The sequence below is a fragment of the Nocardiopsis sp. NPDC006198 genome (genome assembly GCF_040613895.1).
In the GTDB taxonomy this organism is placed as follows: Bacteria; Actinomycetota; Actinomycetes; order Streptosporangiales; family Streptosporangiaceae; genus Nocardiopsis; species Nocardiopsis tropica.
Genome location: NZ_JBEXSY010000027.1, coordinates 24704 through 45156, shown reverse-complemented (window position 1 = coordinate 45156; position 20453 = coordinate 24704). Strand labels below are relative to the sequence as shown.

Here is a 20453-nt window from a genome sequence, read left to right as displayed (position 1 = left end):
GGACCGCGCCCGCCGCGCCACTACCCTGGTTCGCCACGGCTCCCGAGGGTCTAGGGACGACTTTGACCGACTCCCCGTACGTACGCGCCAACGCCGGCCCCGACGCGCACCGCTGGCAGACCTTCGCCGACACGCCCGTGGTGCTGGCCCTGGCCCGCACGTTCACCTCCGCGGTGCGGGTCCTGGAGGGCCTCGCCGTGTTCCGCGGCGACACCCGGGTGCGGGTCGTGTTCGCGTTCGACGGCGGATCCGCGTTCAGCGCGGGCACAGAGCGCCTCCTGGCCGGCGCCGAGGTGGGCCTCGTCCCCTGGGAGTCGCGCCTGGACGTGCGGCCGCGCCTGGTGGTCACCGCCACCGAGAACGTCGACCTCGCCGAGTTCACGTGCCCCGTGGTCGTCCTCCCCCACGGCATCGGCTTCCAGAAGTACGTGCCCGACCACCGCACCGGCGGGGTACGCCTGTCCGGAGTGCCCCGCCACGAGTTCCACGACGCGCGGAACGTCCATCTCGTCCTGTCCCACCCCGCCCAGAGGGAACAGCTCCGGGCGGCCCGCGTCCCCCTGGCCGAACACGCACGGGTCGTCGGCGACCCCGCACGCGACCGGCTCGAGGCGGGGCGCCGGATGCGCGAGCGCTACCGGGCCGGGCTCGGCGTGGGCGCCGACCAGCGCCTGGTCGTCGCCACCTCCACCTGGGGCCCCGAGGGCCTGATCGGCAGCCGCCCCCGGCTGCCCGGCCGGCTCCTGGGCGCCCTCCCCCACGACGACTACCGGGTCGCCGCCGTCCTGCACCCCAACATCTGGTTCTCGCACAGCCCCTGGCAGGTGCGGCACATGCTCGCCGACGCCCTGGACTCCGGGCTCCTCCTCATCCCCCCGCACGCCGGGTGGGGCGCAGCGCTGGTCGCGGCGGACTGCGTCATCGGCGACCACGGGAGCGTGACGCTGTACGGCGCCGCGCTCGACCACCCCCTCCTGCTCGCCGCCCCCGGCGCCGAGTCCGTCCCCGGCACGGCCGTCGCCGAGCTCGCCCGGACCGCACCCCGGCTGGCCGACGAGGGCCTGCGTCCGCAGGTGGAGGCCGCCATCGACGGCCACCGCCCCGGCCGGCACAGCGGCGCCGCGGAACTGGCCTTCGCCCACCCGGGGGAGGGCGGGCGCCGCCTGGCGGAACTCCTCTACGGGCTGCTCGGACTCCGGCCCCAGGCCGGGGACGGCACCGACCGGGCCCTGCCCGCGCCCGAGCCCGACCCGGCGGGCCGCCCGCCGCGCTCCTTCGAGGTCCACGGGAGCGCCGAGGGGAACGGGGAGGTCTCCCTCGAACGCTTTCCGAGCGCCACCCGCCACGTGCCCGGCTCCCGGCCGGGAGCCGTCCGCCACCTCTCCGCCTACGAGACGGAGGAACGCCACGCCCTGGTCAACGCGGCGTCCGTGGTCTGCCGGGACCCGGCTTCCCGGAGCGACCCCGAACGGTGGTCGCGGACGGCGCTGGAGCAGCAGCCCGGGGCGCTCATGGCGGCGGCGGACACCGAGGAGGGCACCCGGGTGGCCGTCCGGGACGGCCGCAGGCTCCTGGTGCGCGCGGACCCGCGCCTCGATCCGGTCCTGGCCGCGGGCGCGGTGTACACGCTGCTCGCGTGCTCCCTCCCGGCCACCGGCCACCACAAGGTCAGGGCCGGTCCGGTGCCGCGCGACTGCGTGATCGAGGCCGCCGGCCCCCCGTGAGCCCCGGCGCCGCCGGGCCCGCGGCCGGTCCGGGCGGTCCTCAGTCCCCGGGCCCGGCGGGTTCCCGCGCGCGGTCGCGCTCCCCGGACGCACGCTCCTCCACGGCCTGGGCTCGGGGGCTGCCGACCTCCCGGAACAGCCGGAGCGCCTCCGCCCTGTGCCGCCGGGCGTCGCCCGCCGCGCCGAGCCCGTCCAGCACCTCGGCCAGGGCCTCGTGCGCCTCCGCCTCGTAGTAGCCGAGGTGCGCCGTGAGCGCGGAGAACCCCTCCACGGCCAGGTTCAGGGCCGCCACGGCCTCCCGGTCGCGCCCCGCCGCGTGGTAGGCGCGCCCCAGCGCCGTCCTGGCGCGGGCCGCCATCCGGTCGTCCGGCCCCTCCGGCAGGGCGAGCAGCCGCCCCACCGCGTCCTCGAGGTCGGCCACCGCCTCCTCCGGGCGCCGGGCCGCGAGCCGCGCAGCGCCCCGGAACAGGATCGCCAGCGCCGTGCCACGCACCGCGTGCGGGCTCCCGCTGGCCCGGTTGTGCCGGACCGACCGGTCGTAGGCCTCGATCGCGCCCGCCGGGTCGTCCTTCTCCAGGAAGCGGCCGTAGAACTCCCACACGGACCCGCGCAGCAGCTCGTCCTCCACGTCCTCGACCAGCTCGACGGCCCTGAGGATCCTCTCGCGGGCCAGGTCCTCCTTGTGGAGGTCACGCAGCGGCCGGGAGACGAGGGCGCCGAGCCGGGCCTCGGCCGCGGCGTTCCCGACCATCCTGGCGGCGTCCGCGCCCGCCGTGCCGGTGGCCTCCCAGTCGTGCAGGTACCGTTCCTCCAGGTACAGCGCGGTCGCGAGTTCGGCGAAGCGCCACGTGTGCTCGTGCAGTCCGGCGTCCGCGCAGCCGAGCACCACGGCCACCAGGGTGGGGCGCTCGCGGGACAGCCAGCCGCGCGCCAGCTCCGCGTCTCCCCCGAAGGGGTCCTCCTCGCCCTCCAGCAGCCGGTCCAGGTCCACCACCCTCAGCCTCTCCCCGCGGACGAGCCGTTCCGCGAAACCCAGAGAGGCCAGGTACGCGTCGAGCATGAGGCGCAGCCTCTCCCGGCGCCCGCGCTCGGGCTCCTCCTCCGCGAGCTCCCCCGCGTGGACGCGGAGGAGGTCGTGCTCGAAGCCCAGGCCGTCGCCGTCCTCCTTGACCAGGCGCGCCGTGACGAGTTCGCGAAGCGCCCCGGCGTCCCCCACCCGGGCCGCGATCCGGCGGTCGAACCGGGAGCCCGGCCAGGTGCCCAGGGCGCGGTACAGGGCCGCCGCCCGGGGTGACAGCCCCTCGTAGGCGGTCCGGAAGAACACGTCGAGGTTCCCCTGGTCGTCACCGATCGCCCTCAGCATCCGGCGGGCCCCGTCGACGCGCGCGACCAGGGCGGCCGCGCTCCCCGGCCCTCCCGCGTCGAGTTGGCCGCTGACCAGGACCAGCGCCAGCGGCAGCCCTCCGCACACCTCCAGCAGCCGCTCCAGGGCCCCGGGGTCCTCTTCGGCCAGGGGGTGCGCCACCAGCCGCTCCATGAGGACGAGGGACGCCGCGCGGTCGAGGGGCCGCAGGTCGGTCGTCCTCGCGTGGTCGGCCCACTTCAGCTCACGGAGGTCGGCGCCGTCGTTGGAGACGAGGACCAGGCTCCCGCGCCCGCTCGGGACCAGGGCGCGCACCTGCGCGGGCTCCCACGCCCCCTCGACCACGACGAGGAGCCGCCTGTCGTGGGTGTGCGTGCGGTACGCGCCCGGCCAGAGCCCGGGGTCCTCGGGCAGGGCCGACCTGTGCACCCCCAGGACCTGGAGGAACTGGGCGAGCGCCGCGGCGCCGTCCTCCTGCCTTCCCCGCGCGTACCTGAAGGTCAGCTGGCCGCCGGTGAAGTAGTCACCGGTGGTGTAGGAGATCATGCGCAGGAGTTCGGTCTTGCCGATCCCGCGGGGTCCCCCGTACACGACGACCTTGGGCGGCGCGTCGGGGTCCATGTGCCCGCGCGTCCAGCTCTGGCACTCCTCGTGGTTCACGAAGTACGGTGTCGGGGGCTCGACCTGCCGGGGCACCGGGGCCCGGTCCGGCGCGGAGTGGAAGTGCACCCCGCCGCCGATGCTGCCCGCCTGGACGGTCTGGCCGCGGTTGTCCCGTTGGGAGTTACGCGTCTCGTGAGGCCCGGGGGCGTCGGCGCTCATTCGTCTCCTGCGTGGGCGTGGTCACCGGTCGTGCGTCACCCTACCCAGCCGGACCCCGCCGCCACGCCCCGATGACCGCCTCCGGCCGCGCCGGGCGCCGCGCGGCCCGGGCGGGGGCCGGGGCGCGGACAGGGCACGGTCCGGCCGGAGGGCGGGCCCGGCCGCCTAGAGCCCCGGGGCGGGCTGCGCGGCGCCGCCCTCCCGGCCGAGGGGCTGTTCCGGGACGGGACCGCCGTCGCGCTCGACCAGCATCCGGTTGAGCCGCTCCACCTGCTGCCCCAGCTCCGTCAGACGGGCCATGACGGCCTCGTGCTGGACCTCCTCCATCTCCTGGTCCTCGACCCAGCGGCTCTCGTTCACCTCCTGCTCCATGGAGGTGACGATCACGCCGATCACCAGGTTCAGCATGATGAACGCCGTCAGCACGATGTACAGGACGAAGAAGATCCACGCCATCGGGTGCTCCTCCAGCACCGCGTCGGAGACGTCCGGCCAGTTCTCCGTCGTCATCAGCAGGAACATCGTGTAGAGCGACGTGCCGAGGTTCCCGAAGAACTCCGGCACCTCCTCGCCGAACAGCTGCTGGGCGATGATCCCCGAGGTGTAGATGACCACCAGGAGCAGGCCTATGACCGTCCCCATCCCCGGCACGGCCTTGAACAGGGCGGTGATGATGATCCGCATCTGCGGCACAGCGGTGATCACGCGGAGGATCCTGAGGACCCGCAGGATCCGGAGCACCGCGAACGGCCCGGTCGTCGGAACGAGGGAGACCGCGACGACGAAGAAGTCGAACCAGTTCCAGGGGTCGCGGAAGAAGTCACCCCTCCAGGCGTAGACCTTGAGGGTCATCTCGACGACGAACACGCCGATGACGACGCGCTCGGCGATGAGGAGATACGGAAGTGCGGAACTCCCATAAGTGGCCCATCCCAAAATCACGGCATTGATCAGGATCACCACGAGCATCACATTGGAGAACCACCGGCTCTCGACCATCCGGGTGACCTGATCACGCCGCAACGTCACTTCCCCCTCCGCAATTCCACCCCGAATTCGGACACTGAAGACCTGAATATATCGAAGTGGACTCGACAGTTTTCCCGCGCACCCTCCCGCGGGGCGGCGCCACCGAAGACGGTACGCCCCGAGGCGGCACGGAGCCCGCAACGGAGCACCGGCGGGGGTCGCGTGGAACATCCCACACACCGGACCGCGCCGCCGACCGCCCCGGAGGGCGCGCGACCGGGATCCCTTCCCCGGAGGGGGCTCCCGCTCCGTGCGGACGTCCCCTCCTGCCCGGCGGGGCGCCGGAGGGCCGGTGGTGATTCGGGGGGAGCGGCCGACCGCTGATATCTTCACAGCCGGCCACGGCAGGAGTCCGAGCCGTCGACGGCCCCGGCGCCCGCGACCCAGGAAGAGACATGGCGGAGCTGAAGTACTTCACCGGTTCGATGAACTCGGGCAAGAGCACGATGGCCCTCCAGGAGCACCACTCACGTGGTGGCGAAGGGGTGCTCTACACCAAGCAGGACCGGGCCGGAGCGGGCATCATCTCCTCCCGGCTCGGGCTGGAGTCCCCCGCGGTCGAGGTCGGGGACCACCTGGACCTGTACGACGACGTCGCCGACCGCAAGGCCCCGTACGTCATCTGCGACGAGGCCCAGTTCCTGTCCCACAAGCAGGTGGGCCAGCTGGCCGGCGTCGTGGACGGCATGGGGATCGACGTCTACTGCTACGGGATCCTCACCGACTTCCAGGGGCAGCTGTTCCCGGGCTCGAAGCGCCTGGTCGAGCTCGCCGACAAGATAGAGGTCCTGCCGGTCTCCGCCCGGTGCTGGTGCGGCGGCCGGGCCACCCACAACGCGCGCGTGGTGGACGGGGTCATGGTCTACGAGGGCGCCCAGGTGCACATCGGCGGCAACGAGTCCTACGCGACCCTGTGCCGCCACCACTTCATGGCCGGCGTCGCCTGACCGGTCGGCACCAGGATAGACACCTGGTCACGGGGTTGCCGGAACCCTACCTTGGAATCAGGTTTTGGAGGGCAATATCGAGATGACTTTCAAACTTTTCGACCTCATGCGAAAACTCAGCGGGAGTATTTTCATCCGCCGAGGACATGGAAAACTCAAGAACTGCACTCCTTTTGCGAGCCACAGCGACATATTCAGCACCGCCACCGACAGAAGCACCATAGACATAGTATGAACGGTCGAGAATATTTAGGTCACCGCCCTCCTGAAAGTTTCCCACTGATTCTTCAGCGCCACTCCTCCACGCATCCACTTCAGCATCTGCCATCTCATCCCTACTCCCTTCGGGAGCAAAAATGATCGCACGGTAGGAAAAGTTAAACTCCCAAGGAGTCGAGGTGGAAGCTGCCGGGTTCAGCACACCGGAACACTCACCCGAGCGAACGAGATCACCGTCTCTCGGATTCCCACCGTCAACCGCGGTATCGACCGGGGCGTCCATACCATCCTCAAGGATGAGACCCACACCCGAAATTGTGGGCAGTGAGATACGACAAAGGTCGAACTTGTCCGATTCAAACTCGTCTCTGGGCGAAGTCGTCTGTGCTGCACCCGCACCGATCTCTGCGTCACTCTGCTCCGGGCCGCCGATGCCGGACGACACAGTCGAGAGAAACGTACTGAGGAGGGCCACAACGACACCGAAGACCCCGAAAGCCGCCAGGCTTCCGCACCCGAACACCGCGGCGGCGGCCCTCCACCCGTGCAATCCCTGCTTCGCGGGCGGTGCCTTCTCGTCAACCACGGTTATCCTGCGCCTCCAACTGGGCTCTCACATCCGGGTGCTCGAGCGGCCGGGTGAATCCCACGATGTCCGAACGATTGGGGTCATCGTACTCGCGCACCGCGATCGGTCCACAGTTCGTGCACCAGGCCTCGACCATCAGCCCGTCGCCGATGACCATCGCCATATGCCCCGGTCCCGGCGGCTCCCCCGCGCGGGTCACGTCGAAGAAGACCAGGTCGCCGGGCTGCTCCTCCCCCATTGGGATCTCGGGCCCGAAGTTCCACTGGTCCTGAGAGACGCGGGGAATGGTGACGCCGATGCTCTCGTAGGCCTTCATGGTCAGTCCTGAGCAGTCGTAGCCGTCGGGACCGGTCCCGCCCCAGATGTAGGGCTTCCCCCGCTGGTCCAGGGCCCAGTCGACGACCGCCTGGGTCAGCTCGTCCGGGGCGCTTCCGATGAACTGCCCGTCCTGGTCCAGCTCGCACAGGACGGCTGTCCGGATGGAGCCGCTCGTGTCGAACTCCCCTCCCGCGTACTGCTCGGCCCACTCCAGCACGTCTTCCACGTACCACCAGGCGTGGTTGTAGCCGAAGATCGCCTGCCGGACGTCCTCCTCCAGGCCGTGTGCGATCAGGTAGTCGGCGGCGGCGGGGATGGCGTCCGCCGGGTCGTAGACGTTGACGATCCCGTCCCCGTTGCCGTCGACGCCGTACCCGTTCTCCGGGCGCTCCTCCACGGCCTGGACGGGTTCTCCCCCCCAGCTGTTTCCCGCCGCCGACCCGTCGAGGGAACCGAACTGCATCGGTCCGGCCGCCCCCCAGTCGTTGTGCCCCTCGGTGATCCCGGGCCCCTCCCAGCGCCCGTGGTGGGACTCCACCTGGCCGACCCCGGCGAGGATGTTCCAGGGGATGCCCTTCTCCTCCCCGACCTCCTGGTAGATCTCCAGGTAGTTCTCCGGGATGGAGTCCATGGCGTAGCCGCTCGCGTCGGGCTGCTCCGCGTCCGCGTTCGGCGTGCAGACGAGCCCGCTCGCCAGCAGGGAGCCGACCTGCTGGGTGGACGTCGTGATGACCGGGATCACGAACATCGCCAGCATGACCGTCAGTGCCACCGCGACCACCGCGGTCACGCCCACCCAGAGGCCGGCCGCGCCCCGGTCGGACCGGGCGGACGGAGAGGACTTGAAGAGGGGGGACACGTGGGCTACTCCTCCCCGAACTGGCCCGCGTCCGCGGGCTGGAAGTCGAAGACCTGCCAGGCGCCGCCCCCGCGGACGACGGTGATCGCGAACTCCCCGAGCTCCTCGTCGAACTCGGCGTCGGCGGTCTCGGTGATGGACTGGGCCGTCACGACGAAGGTGATGGAGTCGCTGCCGTAGGTGCGCACGGAGTCGACCTCCGCCCTGCCCTGCGCGACGGCCTCCACCTCGGACATCTCCTCCCAGAACGCCCCCGCCCTGCTCGCGTCCACGAGCACCCGGGCGTACTCGTCGGTCGCCAGGGCCTCCATCGAGGCGTAGTAGGACTCGGGGGAGCCCGTGTAGTCGATGGTCCCGTAGGCCTCGGCGAACGTCCGCGCCGTCGCCCCCGCCGCCCTCAGCTCCTCCTCGGTGAAGGGGAACCAGTCGAGGACGTCCACGTCCTCCTCGGCCGTGGTGTCGATGGGGCTGGGCTCCACCGTCGACAGCCCGCCGGGGGCCGCCGGATCGGTCGCTCCGCTCGGGGACGCCCCCGGCTCCTCCGGGGCGGCGGCGGGGCCCTCCTCGTCACCGCCCCCGAAACCGCCGAGGCTGAGGTACAGCCCGAACACGACCAGCACCGCTATCAGACCGATGAAGACAGCACGCTGAGCGCGTTCAGAGAGAGGGTTGGGCATGGTTCGGGGCCTTTGTCCGTCAGTCGTCGTTCAGCCAGAAGGGGACGTCGCGTTTGCGGTCCCGCGTGCCGGAACCCCGGCTCTCCCCCCAGAACGGGGTGATGGGCGCGTTGTCGCGGCGCTTGTCCGAACCGGTCAGCCAGCCGCCGTCGCCGTCCCCCCGGCCGCGCCCCTCGTTGGAGGGTGCGGGGCGCGCCGGACGCTGCGGCGCCTGCCGCTCGCGCCTCTCCCTGGGAGCGCCCCAACGGGATCCGCGCGCGTCCAGGCCGCCACGGGCCGGGGTGTCCTCGCGTCCGGCGAAGATGCCCCGGCCGGTGCTCGGCTCGGGCCGGTCGGAGCCGGCCGCCCGGCTGTTCCCGGAGACGGGGGAACCGCCGCCGAGAACGGAGCCTCCGCCACCGCCGCCGTCACGCCGGTCGGAGCCGCCCCGGCTGCCGTTCCCGGTGCCGAACACGCCCGCCCACCCGCTGTCGCCGGTGCCGGTGTAGCCGCCGCTCGGGCGGGGCGGGATCGATCCGGACCGCGCGCCGTCGAGGCTCGGCGCCTGGTTCCCGTCGCGCGCCCCGCCGGAGGGGCGCGGTCCCACCCCGCCGCTGTTGCTCCTGTTGACGTTCAGCGGCGGGGCGTCCCCGTCGCCCCGGACCCGCCCGTATCCGCCGCCGCGTGCTCGGACCCCGTCCGCACGCACCGGGACCCCGTCGGCCGGGACCTCGTCGCCGACGCCCGTCTCTGCGACGGCGGGGGGGACGCCCCCTCCGCCCGCGGGGACGCCGGCCGCTCCCGCGGCGATCTGCGGGGCCCGGCGCAGACCCCACGCCTGCGTCTTCAGGTTGGCGATCGGCGGGAGGACGACGGCGCTCCTGCTGAGCGCCTGACTCTGGGCGGCGTCGCTCACGATCCTCGAGGTGAACGTGTTCGCGTTGACCGAGGCGAAGAGGTAGACGAAGGGCTTGCGGTAGACGAACAGCGCCACGGTGAAGAGGGCGAGGAGGATCATCTGCAGTCCCCAGCCGAGGCTGGTGGACATGACCATCCCGTAGCACATGACCAGCAGGGAGATCAGGAGCACGACGAAGATCTGTTTGAGCAGGAACCCGATCATCAGCTCCACCCAGCGCAGCAGGACCATGCGCCCGTACCCGGGATGGATTCCGATGAGCAGGAACACCGGAGCGAACAGGAAGAGGATGAGGAAGGCGATCTTCAGGACGATGAGGGCCACGGAACCCGCGAGGATCAGCCCGCCGGCGAAGACCGACGCGAAGAGCGCGAGTGTCGCCACCCCCAGTCGGCTGCCCTGATCCTGGCCTGAGAAGAGCGGGTAGACGCTGGGGTAGTACTCCTGAACGTCTGCGGCGATCGCCTCGTAGGCCTCCTGCTTCTCCTCGACCAATGCGTTGGCGTCGATCTCTTCGTCTGTTATCTGCTGCTGCTCTATCCTGCTGACCCCCTGAGCAGCCATGAGATCGGTCGCATGGAACGACGCCGCAACCTCGCCCATGTCATTGTTACCGAACTGTCCCGCGACCCACGGCTGGCAGACCAGGCTCGACCAGAGCATGTCGGCGTTGCGCCGGACCTGGAAGTCCGACTCGGACTCCCAGTCGGCCCGTTCGGGCGCCTCTGCTCCCGGCGGACACGTCCCCGACCCTCCCCCGTAGGGCACCTGCCCCACGGTGCTGGTCACCAGCTGGCTGCCGGAGTTCACCAGTCCGCCGGCCATGCTCATGATCTGGGCCGGGTTGATCATGATCCACAGCCCGAGGGCCGTGGCCCCGATCATCCAGATCGTCGACTCGATGGTGAGGGTCATCCGCTTGCGGATGAGACCGAACCACCCGAGCCACAGTGCGCCCAGGATGACGACGGTGGGGATGAGGGGGCGCCAGATCCCCTCCCTGAGGGTGACGACCACGTTCTCGACGAGTTCGTTGAAGCTCGCGAGGAGACCGTCCGAGGTCGCCGCCTGGTAGACGGTGATCGTCGACTGGTTGATGGTCTTCGACAGGTCCCACGCGGTGTTGGCGAGCGTGGCCTGGGCCCCGTTGCTGATCCCGTCGACGCACGATTCGGTGATCATGTGCCACTGCTGGCCGGCGGTGCCGTACTGCCCGTACATGCTGGCGTCGGGCGGCAGCCCGTCGGGGGCCCCCGCGATGGCGGACTGCGATTGCGGGGGTACCAGGAGCCCGTCGGATCCGCTGCCTGCGGACTCGGGCAGCGGCGCGGGCTCCCCGGGGCAGAGCGGGTTGGCCTGGGCGCTGGTGAGCGGTAGCAGCAGGAAGCCGGAGAGCATCAGGAACGTCATCAGGAGGCGTCGCCATCCCCGCCGTCGGACGTTCTGATGCGTCATCTGCTGGCTCCTGCGTCGTGTGTTCGTGCGGGGACGATGGCAGACACAGGGTCCTGCCGGTGGTCGCACACGCACGCGTGCACAGCTCCGCGCGCGGCCGTGCGCGACCGCAGGACCCCCGCATGTCTTTACCCCATCTTCTATGGTGCGCCATCACCGGGCCGGGGGATGGGTACAACGCGACTGGATTTCCGATTCCCACCCTCCCGACACCCAGACCAGCGTGTACAAAAGTCACCATTCCGCATGTTTCCGCAGGTAGAAGACATGAACGGCCTTCCGAAACTCCCAAAAACCGCAAGGCCACAATTTTCTCTCCACCAGGCGACTATGAGGGGCATCACACTCGGCTTCTCGACCAGAAGTGGACACCCTGCCACCAATCGGACTGGCACCCGGTTCCACTCCGGTCTTCTGCGGGCCCCCGAGCCGTCATTGGCGCCCGGCCGAAACCACGCGCCCCACCGAACCGCCGAACCGGTCCACGGCTCCGCCGCCGGACGAATCCGCACCGACACGCACGGAGGACGCAGCATGACCGCTCCGCCACCAGGCCCGGCCGACCCGACCCGCGGCCCCGGAGGGCCCGCGGGACCGCCCCTCCCGGCGGGGAGCTCCGCCGTGCTCCTCGTGTGCGCCGTCCTGTACCCGCCGGCCGCCACGGGGGTCCTCCTCGTGGTGGGCGCCTTCGCCCTCTTCACGGCCACCACCGGCGCGGCGGCGTCCGCCGCCTGGGCCGGGGCCGGGATCGCGGGGCTCGCCGCGGCCCACGCCGCCCTGTACGCGGTGCTGCGCGGCACGGGGCTCCCCCGCCCCGGCGCCACCGCCGTCCTGCTGACGGCGTCCGTGGCGCTGGCGCTGGCCCAGACCGCTCTCATGTACCCCTGGTTCGGCGTCGGCCCGGTCTGGGGGCCGCCGCTCGCCGCCGCGGCCCAGGGGGCGGCCGCCGCACTCGTCCTGGTCTCCGTCCGCGGTCGCGCGGTCGCGTGGGCGGCGGCCGCCCTGTGCGCGGTGGCCCTGCTGCGCCTGCCGGTCGCGTGGGCGCCGGAACCGGCCGTTCCCCGCGCGGAGGCGGCGCACCACGAGCCGGCGGCCGTCGGCGTTCCGCACGGGGACCCGCGGGAGACGGCGGAACAGCCCCGAATTCATCACCATGAGTGAGGAAGAGTACCCCTGGGTGACGAAAAGAAAAGGGGGCGTGTATCGGAAGGAGCTCCGTTCCGAGGAGTTGCGGCGGGGAGCGCCCGGACGCCGAAACATGGCCAAGGTCAGTAATGGCCCTGACCAGGACGCTCTTGTGTTCGAGCGGCTCCTCTCCCCGGTCGGGGCCCGTTCGCCGATGATTCCGTCGCACCGCACCGGTACCGTGGTCACTGTCCCGGAAGGCCCCTGACCCCCTCCCCGGAACGACCCCCCTCGGCAGTGACCGCTTTCGGTCACCTGCCGTTCGCGCCCAGGGGTGGAGGGCCTTGCCGGATTACAGTGAGAAAGCTTCAGAAAACGGCGGCGAGCACCGCAAGGCGCGGCGGCAGGGCCTTTCTTGGATAGATTGGCCGCGCATCGTCCCCCACCGCCAGAAGGGATGCGCCCCTATGCCCACTCCCGGCCGTAGCACCGTCGGCCGTTACGAGCTGCGCGAACGACTCGGCGCGGGCGGAATGGGCACGGTGTGGCACGCCTGGGACCCCTCCCTCCAGCGCGACGTGGCCGTCAAGGAGGTCCTCCTCCCCGAGGGCATGGACCCGCAGGACCGCGCCGAGGCCCGTGCGCGCACACTGCGCGAGGCGCAGGCGACCGCCAGGATCACCAACACGTCGGTGGTCACCATCCACGACGTGCTCGAGCACGACGACAGCCCCTGGATCGTCATGGAGCTGCTGAGCGGCGCGTCGATGCAGCACCACCTGGACCGCCACGGTCCGATGCCGGTGGAGCAGGTCGAGGAGGCGGCGAGGTCGCTGCTCGGCGGCCTGAGGGCGGCGCACGCCGCGGGGGTCACCCACCGCGACGTCAAGCCCGCCAACATCATGCTCACCGACGACGGCCGTACGGTCCTGACGGACTTCGGTATCGCGAACGTCGACGGCAGCGCCGCCCTCACCCAGACCGGCGTGTACATCGGCTCGCCCGAGTACATGGCGCCGGAGCGGTTCGAGGGTGAGCGCGCCCTGCCCGCGTCCGACCTGTGGAGTCTGGGCGTCACCCTGTACTCCCTGCTCGAGGGGCACACCCCGTTCAAGCGGGACAGCATCACGGGGATCATCAGCGCGGTGCTGACCGCGCCGATGCCGCCGCCGCTGTCCGTGCCGGGATACGGCGAGGACCCGGCGAGCGCTCCGCTGAGGGCGCTCATCGGGGCGCTGCTCGACCGTGACCCGGCCCTGCGTCCCGACCCGGCGGAGGCCCTGGCTCTCCTGGCCCGGGAGAGACGGGCGTACACGGGCGGCGCGGACCCCGCCCCGGACACGGGTCCGCAGAGCGCCCCGGGCGACGGTCCCGCGCACGGCCCCGGCGGCGCCGGCGCGGGCGTGACCCGGTGGCAGGAGACCGGCCCGAGCGGCGCCTACCCGGCGCAGCGGCAGCCGACCGGCGGCCACGCGGCCTTCCCGGACACCCTGAGGCCCGGGGCCCCGGGCGGCCCCACGGTGCCCGGCGTGATGGGGATCCCGTCGGTGTCCGGTGGTTCGGGGCCGCAGGAGCCCCAGGGGCCGCCCGCGCACACGGGGGTGTCGGGCGGCCACCCGGCACACCGGCCGAACCCCGCGGGACCCGCCGCGCCCGGGGCTCACGACACCCCGCACCCCATGACGGCGCCCGGCCGCCCGTACCGGCAGCAGCCGGCCGGGCGGTACGGGGCGCAGGCCCCGCACGCGCCCGCGGCGCCGGGGACCGGGCACTTCACCCTGAACGGGAGGCCCGCCGCCCCCGGGCACGGCTCCGGCCGCGCCGGTTTCGCCCCGGGGTCCGGTGCGCCGCCGACGCCCGGGGGCCGGGAGGCGTGGGCGCACGGCGCGCCCGCGGCGGGCAGGCCGGTGCAGGTGCTCGTCGCGGCGGTGATGCTGGCGCTCAACGCCGCCTACCTGCTGTTCCTCACCGTGCTGTTCGCGGCCGAGGCCGTCAACGGGGGCCCCACGGGCTGGGGCACGGTACTCCTCCTGGGCCTGTGGGGGTCCTACTCGGTCATCGGGGCGGCCGGGGCGGTCCTGCGCTCGCGCCTCGTGTTCGGGGCGGTGGTGATCGTCCAGGGCATCGCGGCGATCGGGTTGTTCTTCGGCCTGTTCTCGGTGCTGATCTACAACCCGGAGCAACTGGCGTTCTACGTGCTGCTGCTGGTGTTCAACGTGGCGATCGGCGGCCTGCTGCTGCTCCCGCAGCGGGTGCGGTCCCACTTCGGGTTCGGCGGGGGCGTCGCCTGAGCGGGTCCGCGACCGCGCAACGCCTCATTCGGGGGCGGTGAGCAGCCTGTCGGCCGTGAGCATGCGCTCGACCCGCTCGTCGCGCACCCTGCGGGCCGACTCGGCGGTGGCGCACAGCTCGGACACGTCCGCCGAGGCGGTGCCGAGGAACCCGGCGGACACCCGGTGGTCGACGTAGTCGGCGGTGGAGTCCACCGCCTCCTGGCACTGCTCCCACTCCCGGTGGGCGGCCACCGCCTGCTCGACCAGGACCCCGTACGCGGTGATCTGGGCGACCCGGGCGCGGACCGCGTCCTCGACCGCGCCCAGGTGCTCCCGCTGGGGTCTGAGCGCGCCCCGGACCCTGGGCGACGACGCCCGCTGCCACCGGCGCGCGTGGGCGCGGCGTAGCTCCCGCTGCCGGGCGAGGAGGGAGGCGATCCGCCACTCCTGCTCGCGGAGGACCGCCAGCGCCCGGTCGGTGTCCAGCGCGTCCGCACCGAGGTCGGCCCGGGCGTCCGACACCAGGTCGATCGTGCGCTGCACCTCCGCGACCAGGGCGCGGTCGGCCTCGGTGAGGTCGTCGGACAGGACCACGAACTGCTGTCTGGGCCCCTCCACCGTCCGTCCGGCGCCCGACGTGAGGGCGTCGGCGGCGACCATGGCGACGAGGACGCCGAACAGCGCCCAGGGCATGCCCGGGAACGGGTCCTGCGGGACGACGTCCGTCAGCCACACCGGGGCGGCGGCGACGGCGCCGGCCCCGACGAGGGCCCCCGTGGCGCGCACCGCGGGGCGGGCGTCCCCGCGGCAGGCGAGGGCGGCGACGTAGGCGACCAGGCTGATGCTGACGATCACCATGCCCAGGTACCAGCCGGCGGTGAACAGGGCCAGTGCCGTGGTGAACCCGACCCCGAGCAGCTGGACGCCGCCCTCCCTCAGCCGGGCCCGGCGCCCTGCCGACCCGGTGTCGTACCGGCGCGGGAAGCGGTCGGGCGCGCGCGCCTGCCAGGTGACCTCCTCCCGCAGCTCCTCGGGCAGGGAGGGGTCGATGACGGGTCGCGGCCGGATGACGTCCTCACTCATGGGCGGTCCCTCGTGAGTGGTGGGTCTGTCGGGAGGCGGGGCGGGGGCGGGCACCCGGGGAGGAGCCCGACAAAATAGGAGATGCCCACCCCGGGGCCGCCCCGAACCTGCCGCCCGGGACGCCTTTGCCGCGCCCGGCGCCCGGTCCGCGGGGGGCCGCCGCCACCTGCGGGTCCCGTCCGCGACGCGGACCCGTCAGACCGGTTCGTCGTGTCCGGCCGCCACCAGGTCGTCCTCCTCCCCCGGGCGCTGCCGGGTGGGGTTGGTGTCGAGCCAGCGCAGCAGCCGGTCGGAGACGAGGTCGACGCCGATCCGCCCGGCCCGGCCGTCCAGGTCCCGGAACAGGCACTCGCCGTTGCCCAGGTTGCGCAGCACCGCGAGGTGGTCCTCGGTGGGGTCGACCCCGAGCAGGGCCATGACGCTCTCCACCTCGAAGCGCTCGCTGGAGCGGAACGCGAACACCGAGGAGAGGCAGTTGGTCACCTGCTCGTTCAGGAGGTCCCCGGCGTTCTGGGAGACGAGGATGAGCGCCGTGTTGCGGGAGCGGCCCATCCGGGAGACCTCGGGGACGAGCTTGGCGCCCTCGGGGGTGGAGGTGACCGCCCACGCCTCGTCCAGGAAGATCGCCTTGGGCAGGTGGCGGTCCAGGCCGTTCATCAGGCGGCGGGCGAACTGGGACACCAGGTAGAGCAGGGCGACGGAGAGCCTCTGCTCGTAGGAGTAGTCGTCGCGGCCCACACCGGAGTCGGGCAGGGTGAGCCCGCCCAGGGTGAACACGGTGGTCCAGCCCTCGGTGTCGATCTGCGTCTCGCCCTGCGGGTCGAAGCACAGCGAGGCGAGCCGCATCTCGGACATGGACTGCAGGACCGCGCCCAGGTTGCGGGAAGCGGCTCCGGGCGAGGAGACGAGGTGGTCGACGACCTTGGCGAGGGAGGGGCGGGGCTGGTTGGCGACGGCGGCCACCGCCTGGATCATGGCGGACTCGCGCTCCTCGCTCATGCGGGGCAGCAGGAGCCGCAGGGTCTCGGTGGCCATGGTCTTCTTGGCGGCGAGGTCGTCGCCGAAGGCGAACGGGTCGAGCAGCCCGGGCTGGGCCGATCCCAGCGACATGATCCTGGCCTTGCGGCCCCGGCGCCGGAGGAGCTCGACGAGCGACTCGGCGTCGCCCTTGGGGTCGATGGCGGCGACGGTGACGCCGCGCAGGGCCAGCTGGTAGATGAGCAGGAGCGCCAGGGTGGTCTTGCCGCCGCCGGGCTCGCCGGTGATGGCGATGGCGGTGGGGCGGTTGCGCGCGGCGGCGACCATCGGGTCGAAGTGCACGATGGAGCGGGCCCGGCCGATGCTCTCGCCGATGTAGGGGCCGACCCAGCCGCCCCCGCTGCGGTCGACGCGGTCCCCGACCTCGACGGTGGCGGTGGGCATGCCGCCCGCGATGGTGCGCAGGGGCTGGCGCTGGGCGTACGCCTGGAGCCGGATGCGGTCACCGGGCAGGGACTCGTTGAACAGCGAGAACTGGTCGCCGGTGGAGTTGATGACGTCGATGCCGATGTCGCGGTAGTGCTCGACGACGGCCTCGACCTGCTGGACGAGGAGGCGTTCGGTGGGCGCGGACACCATGAGCCGGTGCCAGCCGTAGACGAAGGGCAGCCGCTCCTTGGTGATGCCGTGCTCCAGCATGCGGGCGGCGTCGATCTGCTCGGCGAGTGCGATGGGCGCCTCCACCCCGGCCTCGCGGATGTGCGCGTCCATGTCGCGGGCGTGCGCGAGCTTGCGGCCGACGTCCTTGGAGGCCTTGGCCGGCGGGATGAGCTTCATCCGCAGGGACACCTCGACCGGGAAGGGGAGCGCGTCGGCGTGGTGCAGCCACGGTTCGCCGTCCGGGAAGGGCATCAGGTCGGGGAAGCGGGCGAACGACAGGAACGCGACGTAGGTGGAGCCGGAGGGCTGTTCGAGGCGGAGCATGGAGCGGCCGTTGTGGACGACCCCGTCCACCAGCGCCTCGATCTCGCCGCGCCCCCAGGTGCGGCGGCCGGCGGCGGAGGGCCTGACCTCCTCGGCGGAGCCGCTGACCGAGTGTCTGACGAGCCACGCGATCTCGTCGGAGGTGGCGTGGCGCGCGTGGAGGGAGCTGGCCGCCAGCGCGCGGCCGAGCCGCTCGGACTGGTCCGTCCAGCGGGCGATCTCCTTGTCGTCCACGGCGTCGTCGTTGATGCCGAGGACCTCCTCGGTGCGCTGGTAGGCGCCGAACACCTGGGAGAACAGGCCGAGGCCGGTGCCGGAGCCGCGCAGGCCGAGGCGGACGCCGAGGTAGACCTCCTTGGTCCAGAAGTCCTTGGCCCACACGTGCCGGTACATCTCGTCGAGGTAGTCGTACCAGCCGGGGCCGGAGTCGGAGGTCCCGTCCAGGCTGGTGGCCCACTGGGCGGCCGGGTAGGTGCGGTGGGCGACGCGCAGGTGGACCTCGGCGTCGTTCATGCGGATGGCGGCGAGGGCGATGGTGATGTTGGTGGCCAGGGCCTGGCGTTCCTCGGGGGTGGTGAACTCGTACGACACCGTCGGGAGCCGGAAGTAGGCCCAGGCCTCGCTGTCGCTGAAGAGCACGCGGTCGTCGAAGTAGCGGACCGTGAGGCGGGTCGCGCCGCGGGTCCCCCTGGTACCGGTCATCTCTGAGCCCTTCTGGTCGCGTCGCGTGTCGGGGTGCGCCCGGACGGCGGACGCACCCGGGCCTGCCGCCTGTGCCACCCTCCATAGTGGAGCATCGTGCCGGGGCCGTAGAAGCGGACGGGGTTACGGCGCGCCAGAATCCCCGCGAAAACGTGACTCGCGCCCGTACGGGAGGGGCCCGCCCCCCCGCGGCGGGGGGACGGGCCCGGGGACCGCGGTCACGCGGCGGCGGTCGCCGTTCAGCAGGCGGAGTCGAGGGTGCCCTGGATGGAGGACTTCTCCGCGGAGGTCACGGTGAGGTCGTACACGTACTTCACGTTGATCCAGGACTTGACGTAGTCGCAGTGGACGGAGGTGTTGGTCGGCATCCACTGGGACGGGTCCTTGTCGCCCTTGGAGCCGTTGCTGGACGGGGTGGCGAGCCACAGCTGCGAGCTGGTGACGTCGTTGGCGAAGTCGGCGCGCCGGGACGTGGACCAGTCGGCCGCGCCGGTCTTCCACGCCTCGCTCAGCGGCACCTGGTGGTCGACGCTGATGTCGGACGGCTCGTCGTACACCCAGGAGTCGTCGAAGGCGCTGTACCAGCTGCCGGAGGTCGGCTGGCAGTCGTCGTCGGTGACCACGTCGTGCCCGTCGCGGAGCAGGACGACCTGGCGGGCGGTACAGGGGCTGTCGACGACGTTCCAGTGCGGGAAGAGGCTGCGGTCGTAGCCGGTCTGGGGGCCCTTGGCCGCGACGGTCAGGGAGCCGAGCTGGGTACGGGCCTCGGAGGTGCTGGGGATGTTGGGCGGCAGGACGTGGTCCGCGGCGGCGGGCGAGGACCATCCGATGACGGCGGCGAGGGCCGCCGCGGCGGCGGCCGCGAGTACGCGCGGGACCGCGCGGGGGAAGGGGGTCACGTTTTTCTCCTCTTGAGCGGGTCGAGGAAACAAGGACCCCACTACTGTGGGGTAACGGCGCTTTCCGCGCCAGTCCCGGACAGGGAATTCGCACCTGTTCGGAAGTGACGTCCCCGCGTCCGCCCCCTTAATTTTGAACCATGCTCTGTACCATATACTTGTGAACCAGATCACAAGGAAATCGCCCTGGGTGACGGCGTGTTTCGTTGCCTGTGACGGCGACACGGCCACCTGCGCGGATGTCCGGGCATGCCGACCGGGGACACCGAGGGTGACGGAGGGCAGGTGGGCCCGGAGGATCCGAACGCCGGGGGCGGGCGGGGGACCGTGCCGGGGAGAGCGCGATTATGCGTTTCAGCCCATAAGTAAAACGGTCCTACCCGGAAATGTAAACGACAAACACGGGAGCCTTCGACCATTCAGGAAATCCGGGTCGATATTTGTTAAGTTCGCATGTCGTAGGGAACGCCGTCTACCTCAGAGAGGACGAACCCCACGGGGACAGGCCATGACTCTCCTGATAGACATACCGACCGCGGACGAGTACCCGACCCGCAAGGCCCACGAACCCGCACTCCTGTACCGCAGGTCCCCCACCGTGTGGGGGCCTGCCGACGGCGGGCCCTTCTCCGCGGAGGAGATCGCGGACTACGACCAACGCGGCTACACCCAGATCGACTCCCTCGTCAGCGGCGAGGAGGTCCAGGCCTACCGCGCCGAGCTGGAGCGGCTGTCGGCCGATCCCGGCCTCCGGGGGGACGACCGCGTGGTCGTCGACCCCGAGTCGGGCGGCGTCCGGTCGGTCTACGCGGTGCACGAGCTCAGCGACGTCTTCGCCGAGCTCGTCAACGACCCGCGCCTGGTCGAGCGCGCACGCCAGATCCTGGGATCGGACGTGTACGTGCACCAGAGCCGCGTCAACCACAAGCCCGGCTTCGGCGGCGGCTCGTTCTTCTGGCACTCCAACTTCGAGACGTGGCACGCCGAGGACGGCATGCCACGGATGCGGGCGGTGAGCTTCTCCGTCGCCCTGACCGAGAACCACCCCCACAACGGCGCCCTGATGGCCATCCCCGGCTCGCACCGCACGTTCGTCTCGTGCGTGGACCCGGCCCCGAGCCCGCACCACCGGACCCCGCCCAAGACGCGGGGCGTCGGCGTGCCCGACGAGAGCTCGCTCTCGCTGCTCGCCCACCAGCACGGCATCGAGGTGCTGACCGGTCCCGCGGGCGGGGCGACCGTCTTCGACGCCAACTGCATGCACGGCTCCGGCGACAACATCACGCCGCACCCGCGGTCGGACGTGTTCGTGGTGTTCAACAGCGTCGAGAACGCCTGCACCGCGCCGTTCGGCTCCTCGGGGCCGCGCCCGGAGCACATCGCCTCCCGGGACTTCACCCCCGTGGGCCGCTGAGCCACCGCCGCGCGGACGGGCCCCGCTCCTGCCCGCGCGGCGGTTCGCCCTGTCCCCGTGCCGTAGCGGCGCCCGGAGCCCGTCGAGGGCTCCGG

14 protein-coding genes are annotated in these 20453 nt (G+C 72.0%); 5 read left to right on the top strand and 9 right to left on the bottom strand.

Annotated features, from left to right (window positions below):
- Positions 1 to 62: 62 nt before the first annotated feature.
- Positions 63 to 1724 carry a hypothetical protein gene (locus ABZ234_RS19445; RefSeq protein ID WP_355013004.1) on the top strand — a complete coding sequence of 554 codons (1662 nt, stop codon included), beginning with the start codon at positions 63 to 65 and terminating at the stop codon, positions 1722 to 1724.
- 40 nt (positions 1725 to 1764) lie between these two features.
- On the opposite strand, the gene ABZ234_RS19440 is transcribed toward ABZ234_RS19445, so the two are convergent.
- Positions 1765 to 3909: a hypothetical protein gene (locus ABZ234_RS19440; protein ID WP_355013003.1), complete on the bottom strand. Its 2145-nt coding sequence runs from the start codon at positions 3907 to 3909 to the stop codon at positions 1765 to 1767.
- Between the two features lie 165 nt (positions 3910 to 4074).
- Complete coding sequence (locus ABZ234_RS19435) at positions 4075 to 4932, bottom strand: ion transporter (protein WP_355013002.1); 858 nt, start codon at positions 4930 to 4932, stop codon at positions 4075 to 4077.
- A gap of 401 nt (positions 4933 to 5333) precedes the next feature.
- Here ABZ234_RS19435 and ABZ234_RS19430 point away from each other — a divergent pair, with 401 nt between their 5' ends.
- The gene (locus ABZ234_RS19430; RefSeq protein ID WP_267946514.1) at positions 5334 to 5885 is read left to right on the top strand and encodes a thymidine kinase; all 552 of its coding nucleotides are present in this window, start codon (positions 5334 to 5336) and stop codon (positions 5883 to 5885) included.
- 46 nt (positions 5886 to 5931) lie between these two features.
- Here ABZ234_RS19430 and ABZ234_RS19425 read toward each other — a convergent pair whose 3' ends face one another.
- From ABZ234_RS19425 to ABZ234_RS19410, 4 genes are all read right to left on the bottom strand, one after another.
- Positions 5932 to 6690, bottom strand: coding sequence for a hypothetical protein (locus ABZ234_RS19425; RefSeq protein WP_355013001.1), 759 nt, complete (start codon positions 6688 to 6690; stop codon positions 5932 to 5934).
- Positions 6683 to 7768, bottom strand: a complete 1086-nt coding sequence (locus tag ABZ234_RS19420) for a C40 family peptidase (RefSeq protein WP_355013021.1) — start codon at positions 7766 to 7768, stop codon at positions 6683 to 6685. The genes ABZ234_RS19425 and ABZ234_RS19420 overlap by 8 nt, the downstream gene beginning before the upstream one ends.
- Before the next feature lie 107 nt (positions 7769 to 7875).
- Positions 7876 to 8547, bottom strand: a complete 672-nt coding sequence (locus ABZ234_RS19415; RefSeq protein ID WP_355013000.1) for a hypothetical protein — start codon at positions 8545 to 8547, stop codon at positions 7876 to 7878.
- A gap of 19 nt (positions 8548 to 8566) precedes the next feature.
- Positions 8567 to 10900, bottom strand: a complete 2334-nt coding sequence (locus ABZ234_RS19410; protein ID WP_355012999.1) for a type IV secretion system protein — start codon at positions 10898 to 10900, stop codon at positions 8567 to 8569.
- 621 nt (positions 10901 to 11521) lie between these two features.
- Here ABZ234_RS19410 and ABZ234_RS19405 point away from each other — a divergent pair.
- Positions 11522 to 12061, top strand: a complete 540-nt coding sequence (locus tag ABZ234_RS19405; protein WP_355012998.1) for a hypothetical protein — start codon at positions 11522 to 11524, stop codon at positions 12059 to 12061.
- A gap of 431 nt (positions 12062 to 12492) precedes the next feature.
- On the top strand, positions 12493 to 14316 hold the full coding sequence (locus ABZ234_RS19400; protein ID WP_355012997.1) for a protein kinase: 1824 nt from the start codon (positions 12493 to 12495) through the stop codon (positions 14314 to 14316).
- 24 nt (positions 14317 to 14340) lie between these two features.
- Here the strand turns inward: ABZ234_RS19400 and ABZ234_RS19395 are convergent, their stop codons facing one another.
- The 3 genes from ABZ234_RS19395 to ABZ234_RS19385 all read right to left on the bottom strand — a co-directional run bounded on the left by ABZ234_RS19395 (position 14341) and on the right by ABZ234_RS19385 (position 18944).
- A complete protein-coding gene (locus ABZ234_RS19395; protein WP_355012996.1) occupies positions 14341 to 15381 on the bottom strand; it encodes a hypothetical protein in 1041 nt (346 codons plus the stop codon).
- A 195-nt stretch (positions 15382 to 15576) separates the two neighbouring features.
- Positions 15577 to 18045 (bottom strand): ATP-binding protein, encoded by a 2469-nt coding sequence (locus ABZ234_RS19390; RefSeq protein WP_267946521.1) that lies wholly within the window; start codon positions 18043 to 18045, stop codon positions 15577 to 15579.
- A 239-nt stretch (positions 18046 to 18284) separates the two neighbouring features.
- A complete protein-coding gene (locus ABZ234_RS19385) occupies positions 18285 to 18944 on the bottom strand; it encodes a DUF1524 domain-containing protein (protein WP_267946522.1) in 660 nt (219 codons plus the stop codon).
- A gap of 508 nt (positions 18945 to 19452) precedes the next feature.
- Between ABZ234_RS19385 and thpD the strand changes: the two genes are divergently transcribed.
- Positions 19453 to 20358, top strand: coding sequence for an ectoine hydroxylase (gene thpD, locus ABZ234_RS19380; protein WP_355012995.1), 906 nt, complete (start codon positions 19453 to 19455; stop codon positions 20356 to 20358).
- The last annotated feature ends 95 nt before the right edge of the window (positions 20359 to 20453 follow it).